The sequence below is a fragment of the Exiguobacterium sp. s5 genome, assembly GCF_018618075.1.
GTDB lineage: Bacteria > Bacillota > Bacilli > Exiguobacteriales > Exiguobacteriaceae > Exiguobacterium > Exiguobacterium mexicanum_A.
The window spans coordinates 1-18,617 of the sequence record NZ_JACSLK010000010.1; the positions used below are offsets into that span (position 1 = coordinate 1).

At 49.3% G+C, this 18,617-nt stretch carries 22 protein-coding genes; 21 read left to right on the plus strand and 1 reads right to left on the minus strand.

Annotated elements, in window-relative coordinates:
* The first annotated feature begins 144 nt into the window (after positions 1 to 144).
* From KNP60_RS15020 to rsmI, 9 genes are all read left to right on the plus strand, one after another.
* Positions 145 to 1,566, plus strand: coding sequence for an aminotransferase class I/II-fold pyridoxal phosphate-dependent enzyme (locus KNP60_RS15020; protein WP_233005511.1), 1,422 nt, complete (start codon positions 145 to 147; stop codon positions 1,564 to 1,566).
* A gap of 2 nt (positions 1,567 to 1,568) precedes the next feature.
* Positions 1,569 to 2,207 (plus strand): dTMP kinase, encoded by a 639-nt coding sequence (gene tmk, locus KNP60_RS15025; RefSeq protein WP_214797794.1) that lies wholly within the window; start codon positions 1,569 to 1,571, stop codon positions 2,205 to 2,207.
* Positions 2,207 to 2,536, plus strand: coding sequence for a cyclic-di-AMP receptor (locus KNP60_RS15030; protein ID WP_029594397.1), 330 nt, complete (start codon positions 2,207 to 2,209; stop codon positions 2,534 to 2,536). Before tmk ends, KNP60_RS15030 begins: the two co-directional genes overlap by 1 nt.
* 17 nt (positions 2,537 to 2,553) lie before the next feature.
* Positions 2,554 to 3,546 (plus strand): DNA polymerase III subunit delta', encoded by a 993-nt coding sequence (locus KNP60_RS15035; protein WP_214712705.1) that lies wholly within the window; start codon positions 2,554 to 2,556, stop codon positions 3,544 to 3,546.
* 6 nt (positions 3,547 to 3,552) lie between these two features.
* Positions 3,553 to 4,383, plus strand: coding sequence for a PSP1 domain-containing protein (locus KNP60_RS15040; RefSeq protein WP_034781766.1), 831 nt, complete (start codon positions 3,553 to 3,555; stop codon positions 4,381 to 4,383).
* 23 nt (positions 4,384 to 4,406) lie between these two features.
* Positions 4,407 to 4,742 (plus strand): DNA replication initiation control protein YabA, encoded by a 336-nt coding sequence (gene yabA / locus KNP60_RS15045; RefSeq protein WP_034781768.1) that lies wholly within the window; start codon positions 4,407 to 4,409, stop codon positions 4,740 to 4,742.
* Between the two features lie 65 nt (positions 4,743 to 4,807).
* Positions 4,808 to 5,542 (plus strand): tRNA1(Val) (adenine(37)-N6)-methyltransferase, encoded by a 735-nt coding sequence (locus KNP60_RS15050; RefSeq protein WP_034781771.1) that lies wholly within the window; start codon positions 4,808 to 4,810, stop codon positions 5,540 to 5,542.
* Positions 5,535 to 5,813 (plus strand): GIY-YIG nuclease family protein, encoded by a 279-nt coding sequence (locus KNP60_RS15055; RefSeq protein ID WP_034781773.1) that lies wholly within the window; start codon positions 5,535 to 5,537, stop codon positions 5,811 to 5,813. Before KNP60_RS15050 ends, KNP60_RS15055 begins: the two co-directional genes overlap by 8 nt.
* Positions 5,785 to 6,654, plus strand: coding sequence for a 16S rRNA (cytidine(1402)-2'-O)-methyltransferase (gene rsmI, locus KNP60_RS15060; RefSeq protein ID WP_214709874.1), 870 nt, complete (start codon positions 5,785 to 5,787; stop codon positions 6,652 to 6,654). Before KNP60_RS15055 ends, rsmI begins: the two co-directional genes overlap by 29 nt.
* Positions 6,655 to 6,670: 16 nt before the next feature.
* Here the strand turns inward: rsmI and KNP60_RS15065 are convergent, their stop codons facing one another.
* Positions 6,671 to 6,964 carry a transition state genes transcriptional regulator AbrB gene (locus KNP60_RS15065; RefSeq protein WP_012727742.1) on the minus strand — a complete coding sequence of 98 codons (294 nt, stop codon included), beginning with the start codon at positions 6,962 to 6,964 and terminating at the stop codon, positions 6,671 to 6,673.
* Between the two features lie 329 nt (positions 6,965 to 7,293).
* Here KNP60_RS15065 and metG point away from each other — a divergent pair, with 329 nt between their 5' ends.
* From metG to pth, 12 genes are all read left to right on the plus strand, one after another.
* Positions 7,294 to 9,255 (plus strand): methionine--tRNA ligase, encoded by a 1,962-nt coding sequence (metG, locus tag KNP60_RS15070; RefSeq protein ID WP_034781779.1) that lies wholly within the window; start codon positions 7,294 to 7,296, stop codon positions 9,253 to 9,255.
* Positions 9,256 to 9,308: 53 nt separating this feature from the next.
* Entirely contained in the window at positions 9,309 to 10,076 is a 768-nt protein-coding gene (locus KNP60_RS15075) for a TatD family hydrolase (RefSeq protein WP_034781781.1), read from the plus strand.
* Between the two features lie 17 nt (positions 10,077 to 10,093).
* Entirely contained in the window at positions 10,094 to 11,380 is a 1,287-nt protein-coding gene (locus KNP60_RS15080) for a 3D domain-containing protein (RefSeq protein WP_251131415.1), read from the plus strand.
* On the plus strand, positions 11,373 to 11,933 hold the full coding sequence (gene rnmV, locus KNP60_RS15085; protein WP_034781784.1) for a ribonuclease M5: 561 nt from the start codon (positions 11,373 to 11,375) through the stop codon (positions 11,931 to 11,933). Before KNP60_RS15080 ends, rnmV begins: the two co-directional genes overlap by 8 nt.
* Positions 11,930 to 12,808 (plus strand): 16S rRNA (adenine(1518)-N(6)/adenine(1519)-N(6))-dimethyltransferase RsmA, encoded by an 879-nt coding sequence (gene rsmA, locus KNP60_RS15090; RefSeq protein WP_214764672.1) that lies wholly within the window; start codon positions 11,930 to 11,932, stop codon positions 12,806 to 12,808. The genes rnmV and rsmA overlap by 4 nt, the downstream gene beginning before the upstream one ends.
* Positions 12,809 to 12,890: 82 nt before the next feature.
* Positions 12,891 to 13,127, plus strand: a complete 237-nt coding sequence (locus KNP60_RS15095; RefSeq protein ID WP_021065751.1) for a Veg family protein — start codon at positions 12,891 to 12,893, stop codon at positions 13,125 to 13,127.
* Positions 13,128 to 13,227: 100 nt separating this feature from the next.
* Entirely contained in the window at positions 13,228 to 14,091 is an 864-nt protein-coding gene (ispE, locus tag KNP60_RS15100) for a 4-(cytidine 5'-diphospho)-2-C-methyl-D-erythritol kinase (RefSeq protein WP_034781824.1), read from the plus strand.
* A gap of 73 nt (positions 14,092 to 14,164) precedes the next feature.
* The gene (gene purR / locus KNP60_RS15105; protein WP_114165389.1) at positions 14,165 to 14,989 is read left to right on the plus strand and encodes a pur operon repressor; all 825 of its coding nucleotides are present in this window, start codon (positions 14,165 to 14,167) and stop codon (positions 14,987 to 14,989) included.
* 135 nt (positions 14,990 to 15,124) lie between these two features.
* Positions 15,125 to 15,424 (plus strand): septation regulator SpoVG, encoded by a 300-nt coding sequence (gene spoVG / locus KNP60_RS15110; protein WP_034781793.1) that lies wholly within the window; start codon positions 15,125 to 15,127, stop codon positions 15,422 to 15,424.
* Between the two features lie 185 nt (positions 15,425 to 15,609).
* Positions 15,610 to 16,965 carry a bifunctional UDP-N-acetylglucosamine diphosphorylase/glucosamine-1-phosphate N-acetyltransferase GlmU gene (glmU, locus tag KNP60_RS15115; RefSeq protein ID WP_214797796.1) on the plus strand — a complete coding sequence of 452 codons (1,356 nt, stop codon included), beginning with the start codon at positions 15,610 to 15,612 and terminating at the stop codon, positions 16,963 to 16,965.
* 45 nt (positions 16,966 to 17,010) lie between these two features.
* Complete coding sequence (locus tag KNP60_RS15120; protein ID WP_021065746.1) at positions 17,011 to 17,967, plus strand: ribose-phosphate diphosphokinase; 957 nt, start codon at positions 17,011 to 17,013, stop codon at positions 17,965 to 17,967.
* A 55-nt stretch (positions 17,968 to 18,022) separates the two neighbouring features.
* Positions 18,023 to 18,580 carry an aminoacyl-tRNA hydrolase gene (gene pth, locus KNP60_RS15125; RefSeq protein WP_034781796.1) on the plus strand — a complete coding sequence of 186 codons (558 nt, stop codon included), beginning with the start codon at positions 18,023 to 18,025 and terminating at the stop codon, positions 18,578 to 18,580.
* Positions 18,581 to 18,617: the final 37 nt, after the last annotated feature.

Here is an 18,617-nt window from a genome sequence, read left to right on the forward strand (position 1 = left end):
CGCTTCAGCGCCGAAAGTAGTTGGGGGTCTCCCCCTGTGAGGATAGGACGTTGCCAGGCCAACGCGAAAGACGATCAAGCATCCGCTTGGTCGTCTCTTTTTGTATATATATGTCGTATTTAATTCGGATGGGAAGGTGTCTAAATGACTCGAAAACCTAAACATAATCCTTTTACATTTATGGAGACGCTTGAGCAACATGTGCGAGAAGGACGGGTTTCTTTTCATGTACCTGGCCATCACAATGGAACGGTGAGAGATGAAAAGCTTCCGACGGCCTTCCAAAAAATTATGCCATATGACTTAACAGAGCTTGGTCACTTGGATGATTTACACCATGCGGAAGGTATTATTTTAGAAGGTGAAAAGGCATTAGGATCCCTTTACCAGAGTAAAAGCAAATGGTTGGTAAATGGCTCTACTGCAGGGAATTGGAGTCTATTAGCAGCAACCGTAAAACGGGGAGAACGAGTGTATGTACAACGTAATTCCCACAAATCGGTTTGGAACGCCATTGAGTGGCTTGGTCTAGAACCGATTTTACTCACACCGGAATTAGACAGAGGAAGTAGTTTGCCTACTGTCATTTCACTAGAAACAATTCAGGATGCTGTCTTGCAGTATCCAGGAGGAAAAGCGCTTCTCCTAACGTCTCCCACTTATTACGGAGACATGGCAAACATTCAGCAAATCAGTGCTTACTTGCGTCCGTTAAATATTCCCCTATTAGTAGATGAAGCACACGGCGCTCATTTGATTCATCCTACATTTCCAAAGCGATCAGCTATCTTCGAGGGGGCTAGCGCAGTCGTACAATCAGCCCACAAAACATTGCCCGCTCTCACGATGGGGGCATGGATTCATTATAAAGAAGAAATCGATGAAAAACGTCTCTTTCATGCGCTTTCATCTTTCCAAACATCTAGCCCATCTTACTTGATTATGGCCTCGCTTGATTACGCCCGAGAGTACCTCGAAAACTTGAGTGACCGAGATTGGACTCATATTCAAACGAGTCATTTTTCATTCATCATGGAAATGAGACGTGCTGGGTTTTCAATCAAAGTGGGCGATGACTTCACCAAGATGACTGTGTTAACATACCCTAAAAATGGTCTGATCTTTAGCCAGCATTTAGCGTCAATCGGTATTGACGTGGAACTAGCTGCAGAAGATCACGTGTTATTCTGCTTGCCGTTAAGGGAATTAAAAAGCCAAGAGATTCAACATTGGGTCAAACTGATTAAAAATGCATCGCAGCACGTCCCGCTCATTGTTGAAGATGAGACAATCTATCCTTACCCGATGACTGAACGCGTTTCGTTGTTGCGTTCTATATCGGACGACGCTGATATTGAACGTCTACCGTTTGAGCAAGCGATTGGTTCTGTTGCGGCAGAGACCGTTATTCCGTATCCGCCGGGGATTCCTTGGATTCTAAGAGGAGAAGTCATCACAGACGAGAAAATCCGAGTTTTGAATGAATGGATTTCATTAGGACGGAACCTGCAGGCAAGTAGACATGTTATGATGAAACAAATTGATGTTATCGTAGAGGAGTTTTAAGCGTGAAAGGTATGTTTATTACTGTGGAAGGACCAGATGGTTCTGGGAAAACAACACAGCTACAATTGTTAGTTCAGTCATTGACTGAACAAGGGTATGAAGTGGTCGTCACCCGAGAGCCGGGGGGAACGAAGGTCGGAAACAGTATTCGAGAAGTCTTGCTCTCGCCAGAACATGATGAGATGACGCCTCGAGTCGAAATGATGCTCTATGCCGCATCCCGAGCTCAAAACATTGATCAAGTGATTCGACCGGCTCTCCACCGTGGAGCAGTTGTCGTATGTGATCGATTTGTGGATGCCTCGATTGCGTATCAAGGCTATGGGCTCCAATATGATTTGTCACAAATTTTGTCGTTAAACGACTGGGCGACTGCTGGGATCAAACCAGATTTGACGTTTCTCTTTGACTTGACCCCGGATCAAGCGAGCCATCGCATGAAAGATAGAGGCCAATTAGATCGAATCGAGAGCCGTGATGAGTCTTTCCATCAACGCGTATACGAAGGATTTCAATTATTATTAGAGCAACATCCAGAACGAATGGTACGTATTGATGCGAACGCCTCGATTGAAACCATTCAGGATGAAGTGTTAGATATTACGTTAGAACGATTAAAAGAAAGAGGAGTGATGCAATGATGAAGATGGTAATCGCGATTGTACATGATAAGGACAGTGCCCGCTTATCAGATGCTTTGATTGAAGAGGACTTCCGTGCAACGAAATTAGCCACAACGGGAGGTTTTTTGAAAGAAGGAAACACCACGTTTATGATTGGTGTACCGAAAGAGCGGTTAGATGACCTACTTGCGTTAATCAAATCAAACTGCTCGAGCAGGGATCAAATGATCACGCCGATTTCACCGATGGGTGGACACGCTGATTCATACATTCCTTATCCTGTAGAAGTCCAAGTTGGCGGAGCGACTGTGTTTGTCTTGCCGATTGAAGGATTTCATCAGTTTTAATGGGGACGGTCACGAACATGAGTTTTCAGGAGTTATCAAAATCTCAAACGGTTATTGCGAAAGTGATTGAAAACTCGATCGTTGCTCAAAAGGTCGGTCATGCATATATCTTTTCAGGTGACTATGAACCGTACTTGATTGAAACGGCACAGCTGTTTGCGAAATCCCTTTTTTGCGAGTCGCCTGACGGGGTAGAACCCTGCGGTAACTGTCGAAACTGTAGACGAATGGATTCGGGAAACCTTGTCGACTACATGGAAGTCGAACCGGATGGAGCCAGCATTAAGAAAGAACAGGTGCAACAGTTATTGAGTGACTTGTCTTTACGTGGTGCAGAAGGTGACCGTCAAGTGTATGTGATTCACCAAGCCCATAAGATGACGCCACAAGCCGCCAACAGCCTATTGAAGTTCTTTGAAGAGCCAGGTGTAGGGAAACTAGCCATCTTGGTAACAACTCAGCCACAACTTCTCTTACCGACGATTCGTTCGCGAGCTCAGCATTTAGTATTCCGACCGATTGATCGAGAACGGCTTGTGGAAACGTTGGTCGCAGACGTGCAATGTACGAGCGATTTAGCGCGTCTTGCTTTAGAGACATATCCGAAATTCGAAGACGCGCGTGAGGCGCTTCACAACGACTGGTTTGTACAGGCGTATGGGCTAGTGGTACAATTAGTTGAAGTATTGACAAAACGCCCGCAAGAATTGCTTTTATTCGCCCAAGAAAAATGGCTCGGTCATTTTAAAGGGCGGAATGAATTGCGAGTCGGTCTCGAGCTGTTCGGAAATTGGTTGGAGCAAGCGCTCCACTTCAAAGTGCGAACAGACTATGTCCCGGAGTTGTTTACGAGAGAACAAGCGCTATATACCGCGTTTGTAAAAGATCGTCCGGTTCATAAAATCGTCCATGCTATTGAATCTGTCCATGAGGCGATTCGACGACTAGAGGCAAACGTCAATCCTCAATTAACGTTCGAACGGTTAACGTTCGATTTGCAGAAAGGATAGGAGAGCGTGCTTGAAGTAGTCGGAGTCCGTTTTAAAGAAGCGGGAAAAATCTATTACTTTTCACCAGGCGAAGCAACGCTTGAACGTGGGGACCATGTCATCGTAGAGACGGTACGAGGCATCGAGTACGGTGAAATCGTCCAAGTTGGTAAACAACTAGGTGAAGACGAAGTGGTTTTACCGCTAAAGACAATCCTTCGTGTCGCTGATCAAAAAGATGCCGAAATCGTACAAGATAATCGATTGGCCGCTTTTGACGCTCACGCCGTCTGTGAAGAAAAAATTCGTGAACATCGACTTGAGATGAAGTTAGTAGATGTTGAGTATACATTCGATCGTAATAAAGTCATCTTTTATTTCACGGCAGAAGGCCGTGTTGATTTCCGTGAGCTCGTTAAAGATTTAGCGAGTGTGTTTCGGACTCGAATCGAGCTTCGCCAAATCGGGGTTCGAGATGAAGCGAAATTGCTGAGCGGAATCGGACCTTGTGGCCGTGTGTTGTGTTGCTCCTCGTTCTTAGGGGAATTTGAACCGGTATCCATTAAGATGGCCAAGGATCAGAACCTATCCTTGAACCCGAACAAGATCTCCGGTGTATGCGGTCGTCTCATGTGCTGTCTAAAATACGAGAACGATACGTATGAAGAATTAAAGCGGGATTTGCCAGACGTCGGAAAACGAATCAAAATTCCAGAAGGTGACGGACGTGTCATCGGTCTCAACATCTTGGATCAATTGATTCAAGTCGAGTTGAATGATCGGACCCGTGTTGTGACGTATACAATCGACGAACTCGTCGAAGTCGGTGCAGTCAAACGAAAACCGTCGAAACAGTGATGGGGTGCTGAGCAGTGGAAAGAATGGATAAAAAGGAAGTCATGATGCGGGTCGATGCGATCGAGCAACAGATGCAATTGTTGACGGAGCATTTAGGGGTGCTCAAAGAGCAACTCGCCTATTTGCTCGAAGAAAACCAACACATGTATCTCGAGAACCATCATCTGCGCGAAAAAGTAGAACAACTCGCAGAAGTCGAGACACCTAACGGAGATCCTCAAATTGCCTTGTCTGGAAAAGGACAAAATAACTTGGCGGCGTTATACCAAGAAGGGTTTCATATCTGCAATTTGCACTATGGACAAGTCAGAAAAGACGGGGATTGTCTCTTCTGTATGTCAATGCTAAATAAACATTAATAAGGGGCGATAGACGGGTATATACTCGTCCGTCGCCTTTGTACGTTATGTAGGAGGGAAATGGCGTGACTGTAAAACAAGGTGAACGTCTTGATGATTTGTTAGGACGTCCCGGAAAAATCATTCAAAGTGATGATGTATTTTCGTTTTCATTGGATGCGGTGTTGCTGGCTGAATTTGTGTGGGTCCCGATTCAAAAAGGAAGACTCGTTGATTTATGCGCCGGTACGGGGGCTATTCCGCTCTTTTTATCGTATCGGACGAAAGGAACGGTGACAGGACTTGAAATCCAGCCCCGTCTCGTTGATATGGCGAATCGAAGCATTGCCGTTAACGATTTAAGTGACAGACTGCACATCCTTGAAGGCGATGTGAAACATGCGACCAGCGTACTAGGGCATGCTCGTTATGACGTTGTCACGTGCAACCCACCTTATTTTTTAGCAAACGAAACTTCGCTCCGTAATCAAAATGAACATCATACGATTGCACGTCATGAAGTGCTTTGCACGTTAGAAGACTGTATCCGCTCAGCCAGTCAACTCGTCAAACCGGGTGGGAAGGTAGCCTTCGTCCATCGACCGGAGCGATTACTCGATATTCTAACGCTCATGCGGGCGTATCGGATTGAACCGAAACGAATGCAACTCGTTTACCCGAAACAAGGCCGAGACGCAAATACACTTTTAATAGAGGGGTCAAAAGATGGAAAAGCAGGGCTCACAATCTTACCTCCGTTTGTCGTTTATGAGGAAGATGACACGTATACGAGCGACATGCGGGCCATCCTCGATGCGTAAGCACTTTGCCTATATTCTCGAGTGTAGCGATGGCACATACTATACCGGATATACGACGGATGTAGATAAGCGGATGGACGTGCACAACAGCGGTAAAGGTGCGAAATATACGCGAGCGCGTCTCCCGGTGACGTTACGATATGTCAGGTCGTTTGCGACCAAACGTGAAGCCATGCAGTACGAATGGTCCATCAAACAACTCACGCGGGCTCAAAAACAGCAATTGATGGAGGGAACGAGTAATGAACTCACAGAAAAGTTATCAGACTGATGGGCCCACGCTCTATGTTGTGCCGACGCCGATTGGAAATCTAGAAGACATGACGTATCGAGCGGTTCGAATTCTAGGAGAAGTTGATTTGATTGCGGCCGAAGACACACGCCAAACGATGAAGCTCTGTCGCCATTTCGGCATTGAGACGAAACTAGTCAGCTACCATGAGCACAATAAGCACGTGAGTGGCCCGCGTTTAATCGAAGATATCGAGGCCGGCAAATCAGTCGCCGTCGTCTCAGACGCGGGCATGCCGGGGATCTCGGACCCGGGGAGTGACCTCGTGCGATTGGCCATTGAAGCGAAGCTCCCTGTCGTCGTGCTCCCTGGAGCGAACGCGGCGTTGACGGCTCTTGTCGCCTCTGGTCTTGCGACCGAGCGGTTTTTGTATTACGGATTCTTGCCACGTAAAAAGAAAGAGCGGCTCGATGTGTTATCTTCTTTGCAATATGAACCGGGCACCATCATTTTTTATGAAGCGCCACATCGGTTAAAAGAGATGCTGACCGGGATTCAGGACGCGTTCGGCAATCGGCAACTCGTTCTCGGACGAGAGTTGACGAAAACGTTTGAAGAGTTTTTACGCGGGACGGTAGAAGAAGCGCTTGTTTGGTGTGAAGGTGAGGTACGTGGTGAGTTCGTCGTCATGGTGGCTGGTTCGACGGAAATAGCACCGACACACGATTGGTGGGAGGCGTTATCGCCGCTCGAACACGTCGATCGTTATATCGAAGACGGATTGAAGCCGAACGCCGCTATCAAACAAGTCGCTAAAGAGCGCGGTTTATCACGTGGCGAGGTGTACGACGCTTATCATCAAGTCGACAAAAAAGAGTAAGCAAGGAATTCCTTGCTTACTCTTCGCTGTAGTAGTTTTCGAGCATGTTTTTCAACTCGACGAGAACGCGTTGTGCGCCTTCTGGTGAAAGGATCAATTTACCGTCAGCCAACTTGAAGTTGTCATCCGATACTTCGCCCGTCACTTGGCAAGTCATGTTCGGTTTGTATTTTTTCAACACGATTTGATCGTTGTCGACGTAGATTTCAAGAGCGTCTTTCTCAGCGATCCCGAGTGTGCGGCGCAATTCGATTGGAATGACGACACGACCGAGCTCATCAACTTTCCGTACGATACCTGTAGATTTCATTTTGTGTTTCCTCCTCCAATGGTGTCGAAATCTCTTGGTGACATGAGTCGTCAAAATTCGACAATGTTACTACAGCAAAAAGCATACTAAACTTTCCAATTGCAGTCAACTGCTTACTATTGGAAATCTACATTTTCGAAAATTGGCGATATGAGAACGATATATACCTAAAATTCCCCGAAAGTTAGGACATGAAACAAAGAAAGGGTTTTTTTGGAACATTTTTTATGAGGTAATAACAAAATAATTCCAAACAATTGGTTTGGAAATTCTTTTGTCGAACCGTGTATAATGGAAATTGCAAATGTCGAAAGGATGGAGAACATACAATGGCGAAGCCTACTTTTTATATTACGACTCCGATTTACTATCCGAGTGCCAAACTACACATCGGTCACGCCTATACGACGGTGGCTGGCGATGCGATCGCGCGTTATAAGCGTCTGAAAGGATTTGACGTCCGTTATTTGACGGGGACAGACGAGCACGGTCAAAAGATTCAGGAAAAAGCGAAAGAAGCTGGCGTGACGCCGCAAGCGTTTGTCGATGAAGTCGTTAAAGACATCAAGGTGTTATGGGACCGTCTTGAAATCTCGTACGATGATTATATTCGTACGACCGATGCCCGCCACAAGGCCGTCGTCGAGCACGTATTCGAGACGCTTCTGAAAAACGATGACATCTATCTCGGTGAATACGAAGGGTGGTATTCGATCCCTGATGAAACGTATTACACGGAGTCACAGCTCGTTGATGGGAAGAGCCCTGACAGCGGTCACCCGGTCGAGCTTGTACGCGAAGAGTGCTATTTCTTCCGTCTCAGCAAGTACGCCGATCGTTTAATCGAGTACTTCGAGTCGCACCCTGACTTCATCTTGCCAGAATCGCGCAAAACCGAGATGATCAACAACTTCTTGAAGCCGGGCCTCCAAGACTTGGCCGTCTCACGGACGACGTTTGACTGGGGTGTCCAAGTGCCATCGAACCCGAAACACGTCGTGTACGTATGGGTCGATGCTCTCACGAATTACATCTCTGCCCTCGGCTATGGGTCGGACAACGACGAGTTGTTCAACCGCTATTGGCCAGCCGACGTGCACTTGGTCGGAAAAGAAATCGTCCGGTTCCATACGATCATTTGGCCGGCGTTGCTCATGGCGCTTGACCTTCCATTACCGAAACAAGTTTTCGCCCATGGTTGGTTGCTCATGAAAGACGGCAAAATGTCGAAATCGAAAGGCAATGTCGTCGATCCGATTCCACTCATCGACCGCTACGGACTCGATTCGCTCCGATACTACTTGCTCCGTGAAGTTCCATTTGGAGCGGACGGCACGTTCACACCGGAGGCGTTTGTAGATCGCTTGAATTTTGACCTTGCCAATGACCTCGGTAACCTGCTCAACCGGACCGTGGCCATGATTAAGAAGTATTTCGATGGCGAGATCCCTGCCTACGCGGGCAACGTGACGGAGTTCGATGCCTCGTTGCTTCAAGTTGTCAATGAGACGACAGAGAAGACGGAAGCGGCCATGGAACACATGGAGTTTTCCGTCGCGCTCACAAGCATTTGGCAACTCGTGAGCCGTGCCAATAAATATATCGATGAGACGCAACCGTGGGTCCTTGCGAAGGACGAAGCGAAGCGTGGTGAACTCGCATCCGTGATGACGCATCTGGCCGGCGTACTTCGCCATGTGGCGGTCATGATTCAACCGTTCATGACACGGGCACCAAAAGAAATGTTCCGCCAGCTCGGTCTTGAAGGGAAAGACATGTCATGGGAAGCGCTCGATACGTTTGCGGCCTTCGATGGAGCGGTCGTCACCGACGGGACACCGATTTTCCCACGTCGTGATGTAAAAGAAGAGATCGATGCAATTCAGGAAATGATGCGTCAAGCATCGAAAGCACGTGTCGAGGAAGCCGAAGTGGAGGCGAGCGATGCTGAGGATGAGGACGTCCGTCCAGAAATCACAATCGACGTCTTTGACCAAGTCGAGTTCCGTGTCGGTCAAATCGTCGAGGCCGATAAAATCAAGAAGGCGAAGAAGCTGTTGAAGCTTCAAGTCGACCTTGGTAGCGAGACACGTCAAATCGTCTCAGGCATTGCCGAATGGTATGCGCCAGAAGACTTGGTCGGGAAGAAAGTCATCGTCGTCGCCAATTTGAAGCCGGTCAAACTACGTGGCGAGTTGTCACAAGGGATGATTTTAGCGGCTGATAAAGACGGCAAGCTTGAGCTTGCGACCGTATCTGAGAATATGCCGAACGGGGCCGTCGTCAAATAATCGTTTGGGGGAGACTTCGGTCTCCCTCTTTGTCTATATAAGGAGGAAGCACCATGTTGATTGATACGCATACCCATATCAATGCCGAGCAGTTCAATGAGGATGTCGAGGCGACGATCGAGCGGGCTCGTGCCGCGGGCGTTTCCCCGATGCTCGTCGTCGGATTCGATAACCCGACAATCACGCGGGCAATCGAGCTCGCGGAAACGTATGAGGATATCTATGCCATCGTTGGGTGGCATCCGGTTGATGCCGTCGATTGTACGGATGCTGATTTGAAGAGAATCGAGACGCTAATGGCTCATCCGAAAGTGATGGCGCTCGGGGAAATCGGTCTCGATTACCATTGGGACAAGTCGGAGAAAGATGTCCAACAACGCGTGTTCCGGCAGCAAATCGCTATCGCGAAGCGGACGAACATGCCCATCGTGATTCATAATCGGGAAGCGACAGCCGACGTGCTCGATATTTTAGAGGAAGAACATGCCGAAGAGGTAGGCGGCGTGTTCCATAGTTACAGCATGTCCGTCGAATTGTTGGAACGCTGTCTGCGCTTGAACTTCTACATCTCTCTCGGAGGACCAGTGACGTTCAAAAACGCTAAAGTCCCGAAGGCGGTGGCGCAACAAGTCCCGCTCGATCGGCTCCTTGTCGAGACGGACTGCCCGTATTTAACGCCGACGCCGTTCCGTGGTAAACGGAACGAACCCGCTTACGTCACGTACGTCGCCGAAGAGATTGCATCGCTACGTGACATGTCCTACGACGCGCTCGCTGAAGCAACGACAGCCAATGCGAAGCGCCTATTCCGTCTCCCATGATGTTCAGGCGCATCATCTTGAGTATTGGTGTCGTAGCGACGGCAGTGTTCGCCTATATGGCGATGCAGCCTGAACCGATCACCATCGTCGACGACGGCGTGACAACCGTGCATGAAAGCCGCGGCGATTCGGTGCTAGAAGTGCTTGACGAGACCGGTATCGTGATCGACGAGGCGGATATGGTGACTCCCGCTTTAAGTGCCGACGTCCCGACGGATCGAGTGATTCATATCGAACGAGCTCGTACCGTCTCGCTTCAAATCGGTTATGGCCAGGTCGAGACGATCGAGACGCGTGAACGGACCGTCAAAGACGTGTTGCTTCGTTATGGAGTGAGTGTACGCGAAGGGGACGACGTGTACCCGGGCGTACGTGCACCGGTCACATCAGGGATGACGATTCGCTACCAGCCTGTCGTCGCCCTCGATGTCATCGTCGGGGACGAGGCGAAGACCTTGTATACGATGGCTCAAACTGTCGAACAGGCGTTACGGGAGGCGAATGTGACGGTTTCTGACCAAGATACGGTCGTCCCGGCTCTCACGACACCGGTACGGGATGGAATGACCATCAGCGTCAATGTGAGTCGAGACGTCGTACAATATGAGAGTCGTCTCATCCCGTTTGAAATCGTCATGAAAGAGGACGATACGCTCGAACTTGGAGAGACCGAAGTCGTGCAAGTCGGCATCCCGGGACTCGAACGGACGCGGTATGCACTGACAGTGGAAAATGGTACAATTACAAATCGGACCGAAACGAGCGTGGAAACGCTACAAAGCGTACGCCCTCAAATCATTAAACGTGGGACGAAAGTCGTGGCCGAACCGGAGATCGAACCGGCAACGAATCAAGAAACGACCGCCACGACCGAACCGTCGAGTCCGTTTCGAGACGAGGCGGAGATTAAGATTGAAGAGACACCTCGTGCCGAGGATGCGCTGGACTTCACTTCCGCGAAACAACTTCTCGTCGAAGCGACCGCGTATACGAACAATGCAGAAGACACGGTCACATTTGATGACAGGGTTCTGACCCGTAGTGGTTATGATGTGACGGATACGATTTTGTATGAAGGGATGCGAATCATTGCTGTCGACCCCGCTATTATTCCTCTTGGCACACGTGTGTACGTTGAAGGGTTTGGCATGGCGATTGCTTTAGATACAGGCAGTGCGATCAAAGGTCATAAAATTGACTTGATGATGGACACGAAAGAAGAAGCGGTAACGTTTGGGCGTCAGCCGCTCACGATTTGGGTTATCCCGAAGCAAGAAGAGAAAGAAGGAAACGATGATGCGTGAAAAAATACAAGAGGTGATTGTCGTCGAAGGTCGAGATGACACGACGCGGCTTCAAGAAGTATATGACGTCGATACGATTGAAACGAACGGATCTGCCGTCTCGAAACAGACGATCGAACGAATCAAACGCGCCCAAGAAACGCGCGGCGTTATCATTTTGACGGACCCAGACTACCCGGGTGACCGAATCCGGGCCATCGTCGAGGAGCAGGTTAAAGGATGTAAGCATGCCTATTTACCTCGGGCCGAAGCGAAAGATAAACGTGGCAAGATTGGGGTCGAGCATGCTTCACCGGCAACGATTCGCCGTGTGCTCGAAGCGGTGTATGAACAGCGAGTTGAGACTGACATGCCGCTCGTCACCCGCCAGATGGTGCTCGAAGCCGATTTGATTGGCGGAGCGGACGCTGCGCGCCGTCGTAAACGGCTCGGCGTGTTACTCCGAATCGGTGAACCGAACGCCAAACAGTTTGTAAAGCGCGTGGAAGCGTTACGGGTCACGATTGAGGAATGGGAACGGGCACTGGCTCAGTTAGAGGAGGAAAATCATTGAAAGACATTGCAACAATCCAACGCACGAAATCAATTCTAGAACGTCACGGCTTCTCTTTCAAAAAGTCGCTTGGGCAAAACTTTTTAATTGATTTAAATATTTTGAACAAGATTGTGGATGCAGCTGAGTTGGGCGAAGCGAGCGGGGTTCTTGAAATCGGTCCCGGCATCGGGTCATTGACGGAACAGTCTGCCAAGCGGGCTAAAAAGGTCGTCGCCCTCGAAATCGACCAACGTCTGCTTCCAATTCTGGAAGATACGATGTCTCCTTATCCACATGTGCATGTCATCCACGGCGATGCCCTTGAGCTCGATATTCAAGACATCGTCGAGCGTGAGTTTTTCAGTCAGGGAATCGAAGACATCTCGGTTGTGGCGAACTTGCCGTATTATGTGACGACGCCGATTATCATGCGCTTACTGGAAAGCCAAATCAAGTTCCGTTCACTCGTCATGATGATTCAAAAAGAAGTTGCCGAGCGCATTGGAGCGAAGCCTGGGACGAAAGCATACGGCTCTCTCTCGATTGCGATCCAATATTACGCGGAGGCGAACGTGAGCTTTATTGTTCCAAAAAGCGTGTTCATGCCGGCCCCGAACGTCGATTCAGCGGTCATCACGTTGAAGATGCGTCCCAAACCGGCGGTCGACGTGAAAGATGAAGCCTTCTTCTTCGAGCTTGCCCGGGCCAGTTTCGCACAACGTCGAAAAACGATCTTAAATAACTTGACGAATCACCTCGGGAAAGACAAAAAAATGGAAATCGAACAGTTTTTAGGTGAAGCCGGAATCGACCCGAAACGGCGAGGCGAAACGCTTTCGCTTGAGGAGTTTGCACGGTTAGCTGACACAATTTTACCACTTAAAAACAGTTGACGACCGGATAACGAATCGATATAATATTAATCTTTATTTTTGTTTTTGAATGTGTTATACTTGTAACAGTGAGGTGAAGCGTATGCCAAAGACGTTGCAAGAAATCAGACAGAAACTCGAATCGCATGTTGGAGAACGATTGACGTTGAAAGCAAACGGCGGTCGTAAGAAAGTCGTTACTCGGTTTGGAACGCTCGTTGAGACGTATCCCGCGGTGTTCGTCGTCAAATTGGATGAAGACCATCATAACGTGGAACGTGTCTCATATAGCTACGCTGATGTCCTAACGGATACAGTTAAAATTGAATTCAGCAATTGAACGATAAATGAGAGGCGGATGCATTGGCAGCTGCTTCTTTTTTTGTGCGCTCGTTTACGGTACAATGGCGAACAGGAGATACATGGGAAGGGTGAACGATATGCGCACGATCAGTGTGAAAGCGCCGGCAAAAATCAACTTGACGCTCGATGTCCTTGGGAAGCGGACAGATGGCTATCATGAAGTGGAAATGGTAATGACGACAGTAGACTTATCGGACCGGTTAGAATTGACTGTGCTCGATACAGATGAGATTCGGATTCAGTCCGAGCATGCCTACGTGCCGAACGACCATCGAAATTTGGCTTATCGTGCGGCTGAGCTGTTACGGAAGCGATTCAATATCAAACAGGGTGTCGAAATTGTATTAGATAAGCAAATCCCAGTGGCGGCAGGGTTAGCTGGCGGCTCGAGCGATGCGGCGGCTACACTTCGGGGTATGAACGAATTGTTCGACCTTGGCCTCTCGTTAGAAGAGTTGGCCGAACTCGGAGCCGCCGTCGGATCGGACGTATCGTTTTGTGTCATGGGAGGAACTGCCATCGCGCGCGGACGCGGCGAACAGCTGGAGACGATTCCGTCACCGCCGCCGTGCTACGTCGTATTGGCGAAGCCGAAAATCGGAGTGTCGACGGCTGACGTCTATCGTGCTGTGCAGATGGAGAAGATTGTGCATCCGAACACCGAGGCGATGGTCACGGCGATTCGGGATCGAAATTTCGCTGGCATCTGCTCACATCTCGGAAACGCCCTCGAGGCGGTCACGCTCGAACTTCATCCGGAAGTTCGCCAAATCAAAGAGACGATGCTGCACTGCGGAGCGGATGGTGTCCTCATGAGCGGCAGCGGTCCAACGGTATTCGCATTGATTGAGCACGAGCAAAAAGCACATCGTGTCTATAATGGACTGAAGGGATTTTGTCCTGAAGTGTTCGTCGTTCGGATTCTCGGCAAAAAACATTGAACAAAGACGAATGAGAATGATATATTCTGTTTAGAACATTCGTCTATTATTGAAGAAGTGAAGGGGAATCCGTATGAAAATTCGTAGAAGTGGTCGTCTTGTCGATATGACCCGTTATTTGCTGGACCATCCACACCAGCTCGTCTCATTATCGATGTTTTCGAGTCGTTATAAAGCAGCCAAATCATCCATCAGTGAAGATTTGGTCATCGTCAGTGAAATGCTTTCGCATGATGGCACGGGAAAACTCGTCACAGTGCCAGGGGCAGCCGGCGGTGTCATGTTCATTCCAGGCTGGAGCAAGGAAAAGTCGCTCTCGATGATCGACGGCCTATGTGAGCAATTGTCGAAACCGGAACGGTTGCTTCCGGGAGGCTATCTCTATTTGACAGATGTCCTCGGGAACCCGCGTCAAGTGAAGCCGATGGGGCAAGTCTTCGCCTCTGTGTTCGCCGATCGTAAAGTTGACGTCGTCATGACAATCGCGACAAAAGGGATTCCGCTCGCGTACGCTGTCGCCGAGCAACTTGGTGTCCCGTTCGTCATCGTTCGTTCTGACAGTCGTGTCACCGAAGGTTCGACGGTCAGCATCAACTACGTATCAGGCTCGTCAAAGGCGATTCGCACGATGGCGCTCGCTCGTCGCAGCTTGCCGCGTGGCGCGAACGTCTTGTTGATTGACGATTTCATGAAAGCGGGCGGTACGATTCGCGGGATGATGAGTCTCTTGAATGAGTTCGAAGCGAACCTCGCGGGTGTCGGTGTCCTCATGGAAGCGGAAGGCGCCGAGAAGAAGATGGTAAGCGAATACGTCAGTTTGATGAAATTGACGAACGTCGATTCGGATGAAGGGCTCGTCACCATTTCGCGAGGAAACGTCGAACAGTTCTTAAAGTGATTGGCAAAAATTTGATTTCGTTTTATGATGAAAGGGTATAAGATTCGTACGAAGTCAATCGGTTCGCTTGGAATCATCTCAACCTTTTAGAAGGTACACCACGGTCTAGACAACGATGAAAAGGGGATGCGAAACATGCAGATCACAGACGTAAAAATTCGCAAAGTCGCGACGGAAGGTAGAATGAAGGCACTGGCCTCCATTACACTCGACCATGAATTTGTGGTACACGATCTTCGAATCATTGAAGGGAGTACCGGTCTTTTCGTAGCGATGCCGAGCAAGCGGACGCCAGAAGGGATTTTCCGCGATATCGCTCACCCGATTAATGGAGATATGCGTCAAAAAGTCGAGGCGGCTGTTCTAGAGGCGTACGGCCAAGAGGACGTCGCTATTGCCGAGACGCAAGCACGATACAATGCCATGAATGAGTAATCTTTGACAGCGGATGGGGACCCTTCCGCTGCCTTTTTACGTTTCATTGGTTACGAATGGTTACAACGGTTGAAACCACGTCACGGTTTCGATATAGTAGATACGGTGTAAATAAGATTTGAATGTAGAAAAAAACCGAACAATTGAGTACATTACAGTCGATATGAGATAGGAGCGAATCAAGAATGGATCGTTTTGCAGTCATTTTGGCAGCAGGTAAAGGGACGCGCATGAAGTCGAAGCTATATAAAGTGCTTCATCCGGTCCTCGGAAAACCGATGGTCGAACACGTCGTCGATCAACTCGACAAAATCGGGGTCAGTCGTCAAATCGTCATCGTCGGCCATGGGGCTGAAGCGGTACAAGAGACGTTGGGCTCACGCGTGGAATATGCGGTCCAAGAAGAACAGCTCGGGACAGGTCATGCAGTGCAGATGGCAGAAAGCGAACTCGCAGGCAAACCGGGCGCAACGCTCGTCGTTTGCGGCGACACACCACTGTTGACAGCGGAAACGCTCGAGGCGCTGTTGGCTCATCATGAAGCCCAGCAAGCGAAAGTGACAGTACTGACAGCCATCGCTGACGATGCGACAGGATATGGTCGCGTCATCCGTGGGGAAGACGGAAACGTCACAAAAGTCGTCGAGCATAAAGATGCGTCTGACACTGAACTAGAAATCCGTGAAATCAACACAGGCACGTACGTGTTCGATAACGAGCTCTTGTTTGATGCATTGAAGCAAGTCGGGAACAACAACGCTCAAGGTGAGTACTACTTGCCGGACGTCATCTCGATTGCGAAAGAAGCAGGCGAAGTCGTGGCAGCACACACGGCGCCGACATTCGATGAAACGATCGGCGTCAACGACCGTGTCGCTCTTTCACAAGCTGAAGCGGTCATGCGCAAGCGGACGAACGAACGCCTCATGCGTGAAGGTGTCACATTCATGGATGCAGCTTCGACATACATCTCACCAGATGCCGTCATCGGTTCGGATACGATCATCTATCCAGGGACGGTCATTCTCGGGAAAACGATTATCGGTTCAGAGTGCGTGATTGGTCCTAATTCAGATATCCGCAATAGCGTCATCGAAGACGGTGCGACGGTTCGTCAATCGGTCGTGAGTGACAGCCGTGTCGGAACTGAAGCACAGGTCGGGCCGTTCGCCCACCTTCGTCAACAAGCAGTCCTCGGCGCCAATACGCGCGTCGGTAACTTCGTGGAAATCAAAAAATCAACGTTCGGAGACGGTGCGAAAGCATCACATCTCAGCTATATCGGAGATGCTTCGATCGGGGAACGCGTCAACCTCGGCTGTGGCTCGATCACGGTCAACTATGACGGCAAGAACAAGTTCGAAACGATCGTCGAAGCCGATGCCTTCGTCGGCTGCAATGTGAACTTGATTGCTCCGGTGAAAGTCGGAAAAGGCTCAATCGTAGCAGCCGGTTCGACGATCACGGATGACGTTCCTGAAGAGGCGCTTGCGATTGCACGCGAACGCCAAACGAATAAAGAAGGTTACACGAAACGATAAGTTGCTGCCTATTATTATGGAAAACGATGGAGGAGAATCCTAAACATGTCTACTGTATATGAACGTGAAATTCGCCTATTTAGCTTAAACTCAAACCGCCCACTCGCCGAAGAGATTGCCAAGGAAATTGGCATCCCGCTCAGCGATTGCCAAGTGAAGCGGTTTAGCGACGGAGAACTTTACATCAACATCGAGGAGAGCGTGCGAGGCGATGATGTGTACATCATTCAATCGACGAGCTCACCGGTGAACGAAACGCTCATGGAGTTACTCGTCATGATCGATGCGTTGAAACGAGCATCGGTTCGGACGATTAACGTGGTCATGCCATACTACGGTTACGCTCGCCAAGACCGCAAGGCGCGCTCACGTGAGCCGATCACAGCGAAACTTGTCGCTGATTTATTGACGGTTGCAGGTGCCACTCGTTTAATCACGATGGACTTGCATGCTGCTCAAATCCAAGGTTTCTTCAATATCCCAGTAGACCAATTATTAGGTGTTCCACTCATCTCGACGTATTTTGAGACAGATGAATTTAAAGCGAAAGACATTGTCGTCGTCTCACCGGACCACGGTGGCGTCACGCGTGCCCGTAAGCTTGCCGAACGCTTGAAGGCTCCAATCGCCATCATCGACAAGCGTCGTCCTGAAGCGAACGTGGCTGAAGTCATGAACATCGTCGGCAGCGTTGAAGGCAAGACGGCCATCTTGATCGATGACATCATCGATACAGCTGGAACAATCACGCTCGCGGCCGATGCCATCGTCCAAGCTGGTGCAAAAGAAGTGTACGCCTCGTGTACACACCCAGTCTTATCTGGACCGGCGATGGAACGGATCGACAACTCGTCAATCAAAGAACTCGTCGTTTTGAACACGATCGATTTAGAAGGTCGCGAATGTTCGAGCAAAATCAAGCAGATGTCGGTTGCCCGTTTGCTTGGGGAAGCGATCATGCGTGTCCACGAGCACAAATCGGTGAGCACGCTGTTCGATTAAAAAAACGAGGCCCGAAGGCGTTCGCCTTTGGGCTTTTTTGTTCAGGAGGAATAAGATGAAATGTATCGTCGGCCTCGGGAATCCAGGCAAAAAGTATGAGATGACCCGTCACAACGTCGGTTTTTTAGCGATTGATCGCTTAGCTGACAAACATGGGATTCAACTTGATGAAGCCAAGTTTAAAGCATTGATCGGAACGGGAAGAATCAATGGAGAACGTGTCGTCCTCGTCAAACCGCTCACCTACATGAATCTATCAGGGGAGTCGGTACGTCCGATTTTAGATTATTATAAGATTGAGATTGATGACTTGCTCGTCATTTATGACGACTTGGACATGGTGCCAGGGAAACTGCGATTCCGTCCGAAAGGCAGTGCCGGTGGACATAACGGCATCAAGTCGCTGATTCAACACCTGGGAACCCAAGATTTCAAACGTCTGAAACTCGGCATCGGTCGTCCGCCGCATCCGATTAAAGTCGTCGATTGGGTGCTCATGAACTACCGGAAAGAAGATATGCCAGAATTGAATGATACGCTCGATCAAGCGGTGTCCGCCGCGACTGATTTTGTGGACACGGAATGGATCGCGCTCATGAATCGATATAACTAAAGGGTCAACGTACCCTTTTTTGTCGTATGAGGTGGAG

What these genes read in the sequence shown, in the direction of transcription:
- spoVG (WP_034781793.1), top strand. Translation starts at nt 15,125, where the DNA reads ATGCAGATCACAGACGTAAAAATTCGCAAAGTCGCGACGGAAGGTAGA.
- KNP60_RS15065 (WP_012727742.1), bottom strand. Translation starts at nt 6,964, where the DNA reads ATGAAATCTACAGGTATCGTACGGAAAGTTGATGAGCTCGGTCGTGTC.
- KNP60_RS15095 (WP_021065751.1), top strand. Translation starts at nt 12,891, where the DNA reads ATGCCAAAGACGTTGCAAGAAATCAGACAGAAACTCGAATCGCATGTT.
- ispE (WP_034781824.1), top strand. Translation starts at nt 13,228, where the DNA reads ATGCGCACGATCAGTGTGAAAGCGCCGGCAAAAATCAACTTGACGCTC.
- KNP60_RS15035 (WP_214712705.1), top strand. Translation starts at nt 2,554, where the DNA reads ATGAGTTTTCAGGAGTTATCAAAATCTCAAACGGTTATTGCGAAAGTG.
- glmU (WP_214797796.1), top strand. Translation starts at nt 15,610, where the DNA reads ATGGATCGTTTTGCAGTCATTTTGGCAGCAGGTAAAGGGACGCGCATG.
- KNP60_RS15075 (WP_034781781.1), top strand. Translation starts at nt 9,309, where the DNA reads ATGTTGATTGATACGCATACCCATATCAATGCCGAGCAGTTCAATGAG.
- pth (WP_034781796.1), top strand. Translation starts at nt 18,023, where the DNA reads ATGAAATGTATCGTCGGCCTCGGGAATCCAGGCAAAAAGTATGAGATG.
- purR (WP_114165389.1), top strand. Translation starts at nt 14,165, where the DNA reads ATGAAAATTCGTAGAAGTGGTCGTCTTGTCGATATGACCCGTTATTTG.
- KNP60_RS15020 (WP_233005511.1), top strand. Translation starts at nt 145, where the DNA reads ATGACTCGAAAACCTAAACATAATCCTTTTACATTTATGGAGACGCTT.
- KNP60_RS15055 (WP_034781773.1), top strand. Translation starts at nt 5,535, where the DNA reads ATGCGTAAGCACTTTGCCTATATTCTCGAGTGTAGCGATGGCACATAC.
- KNP60_RS15030 (WP_029594397.1), top strand. Translation starts at nt 2,207, where the DNA reads ATGAAGATGGTAATCGCGATTGTACATGATAAGGACAGTGCCCGCTTA.
- yabA (WP_034781768.1), top strand. Translation starts at nt 4,407, where the DNA reads ATGGATAAAAAGGAAGTCATGATGCGGGTCGATGCGATCGAGCAACAG.
- metG (WP_034781779.1), top strand. Translation starts at nt 7,294, where the DNA reads ATGGCGAAGCCTACTTTTTATATTACGACTCCGATTTACTATCCGAGT.
- KNP60_RS15120 (WP_021065746.1), top strand. Translation starts at nt 17,011, where the DNA reads ATGTCTACTGTATATGAACGTGAAATTCGCCTATTTAGCTTAAACTCA.
- rsmI (WP_214709874.1), top strand. Translation starts at nt 5,785, where the DNA reads ATGAACTCACAGAAAAGTTATCAGACTGATGGGCCCACGCTCTATGTT.
- rnmV (WP_034781784.1), top strand. Translation starts at nt 11,373, where the DNA reads ATGCGTGAAAAAATACAAGAGGTGATTGTCGTCGAAGGTCGAGATGAC.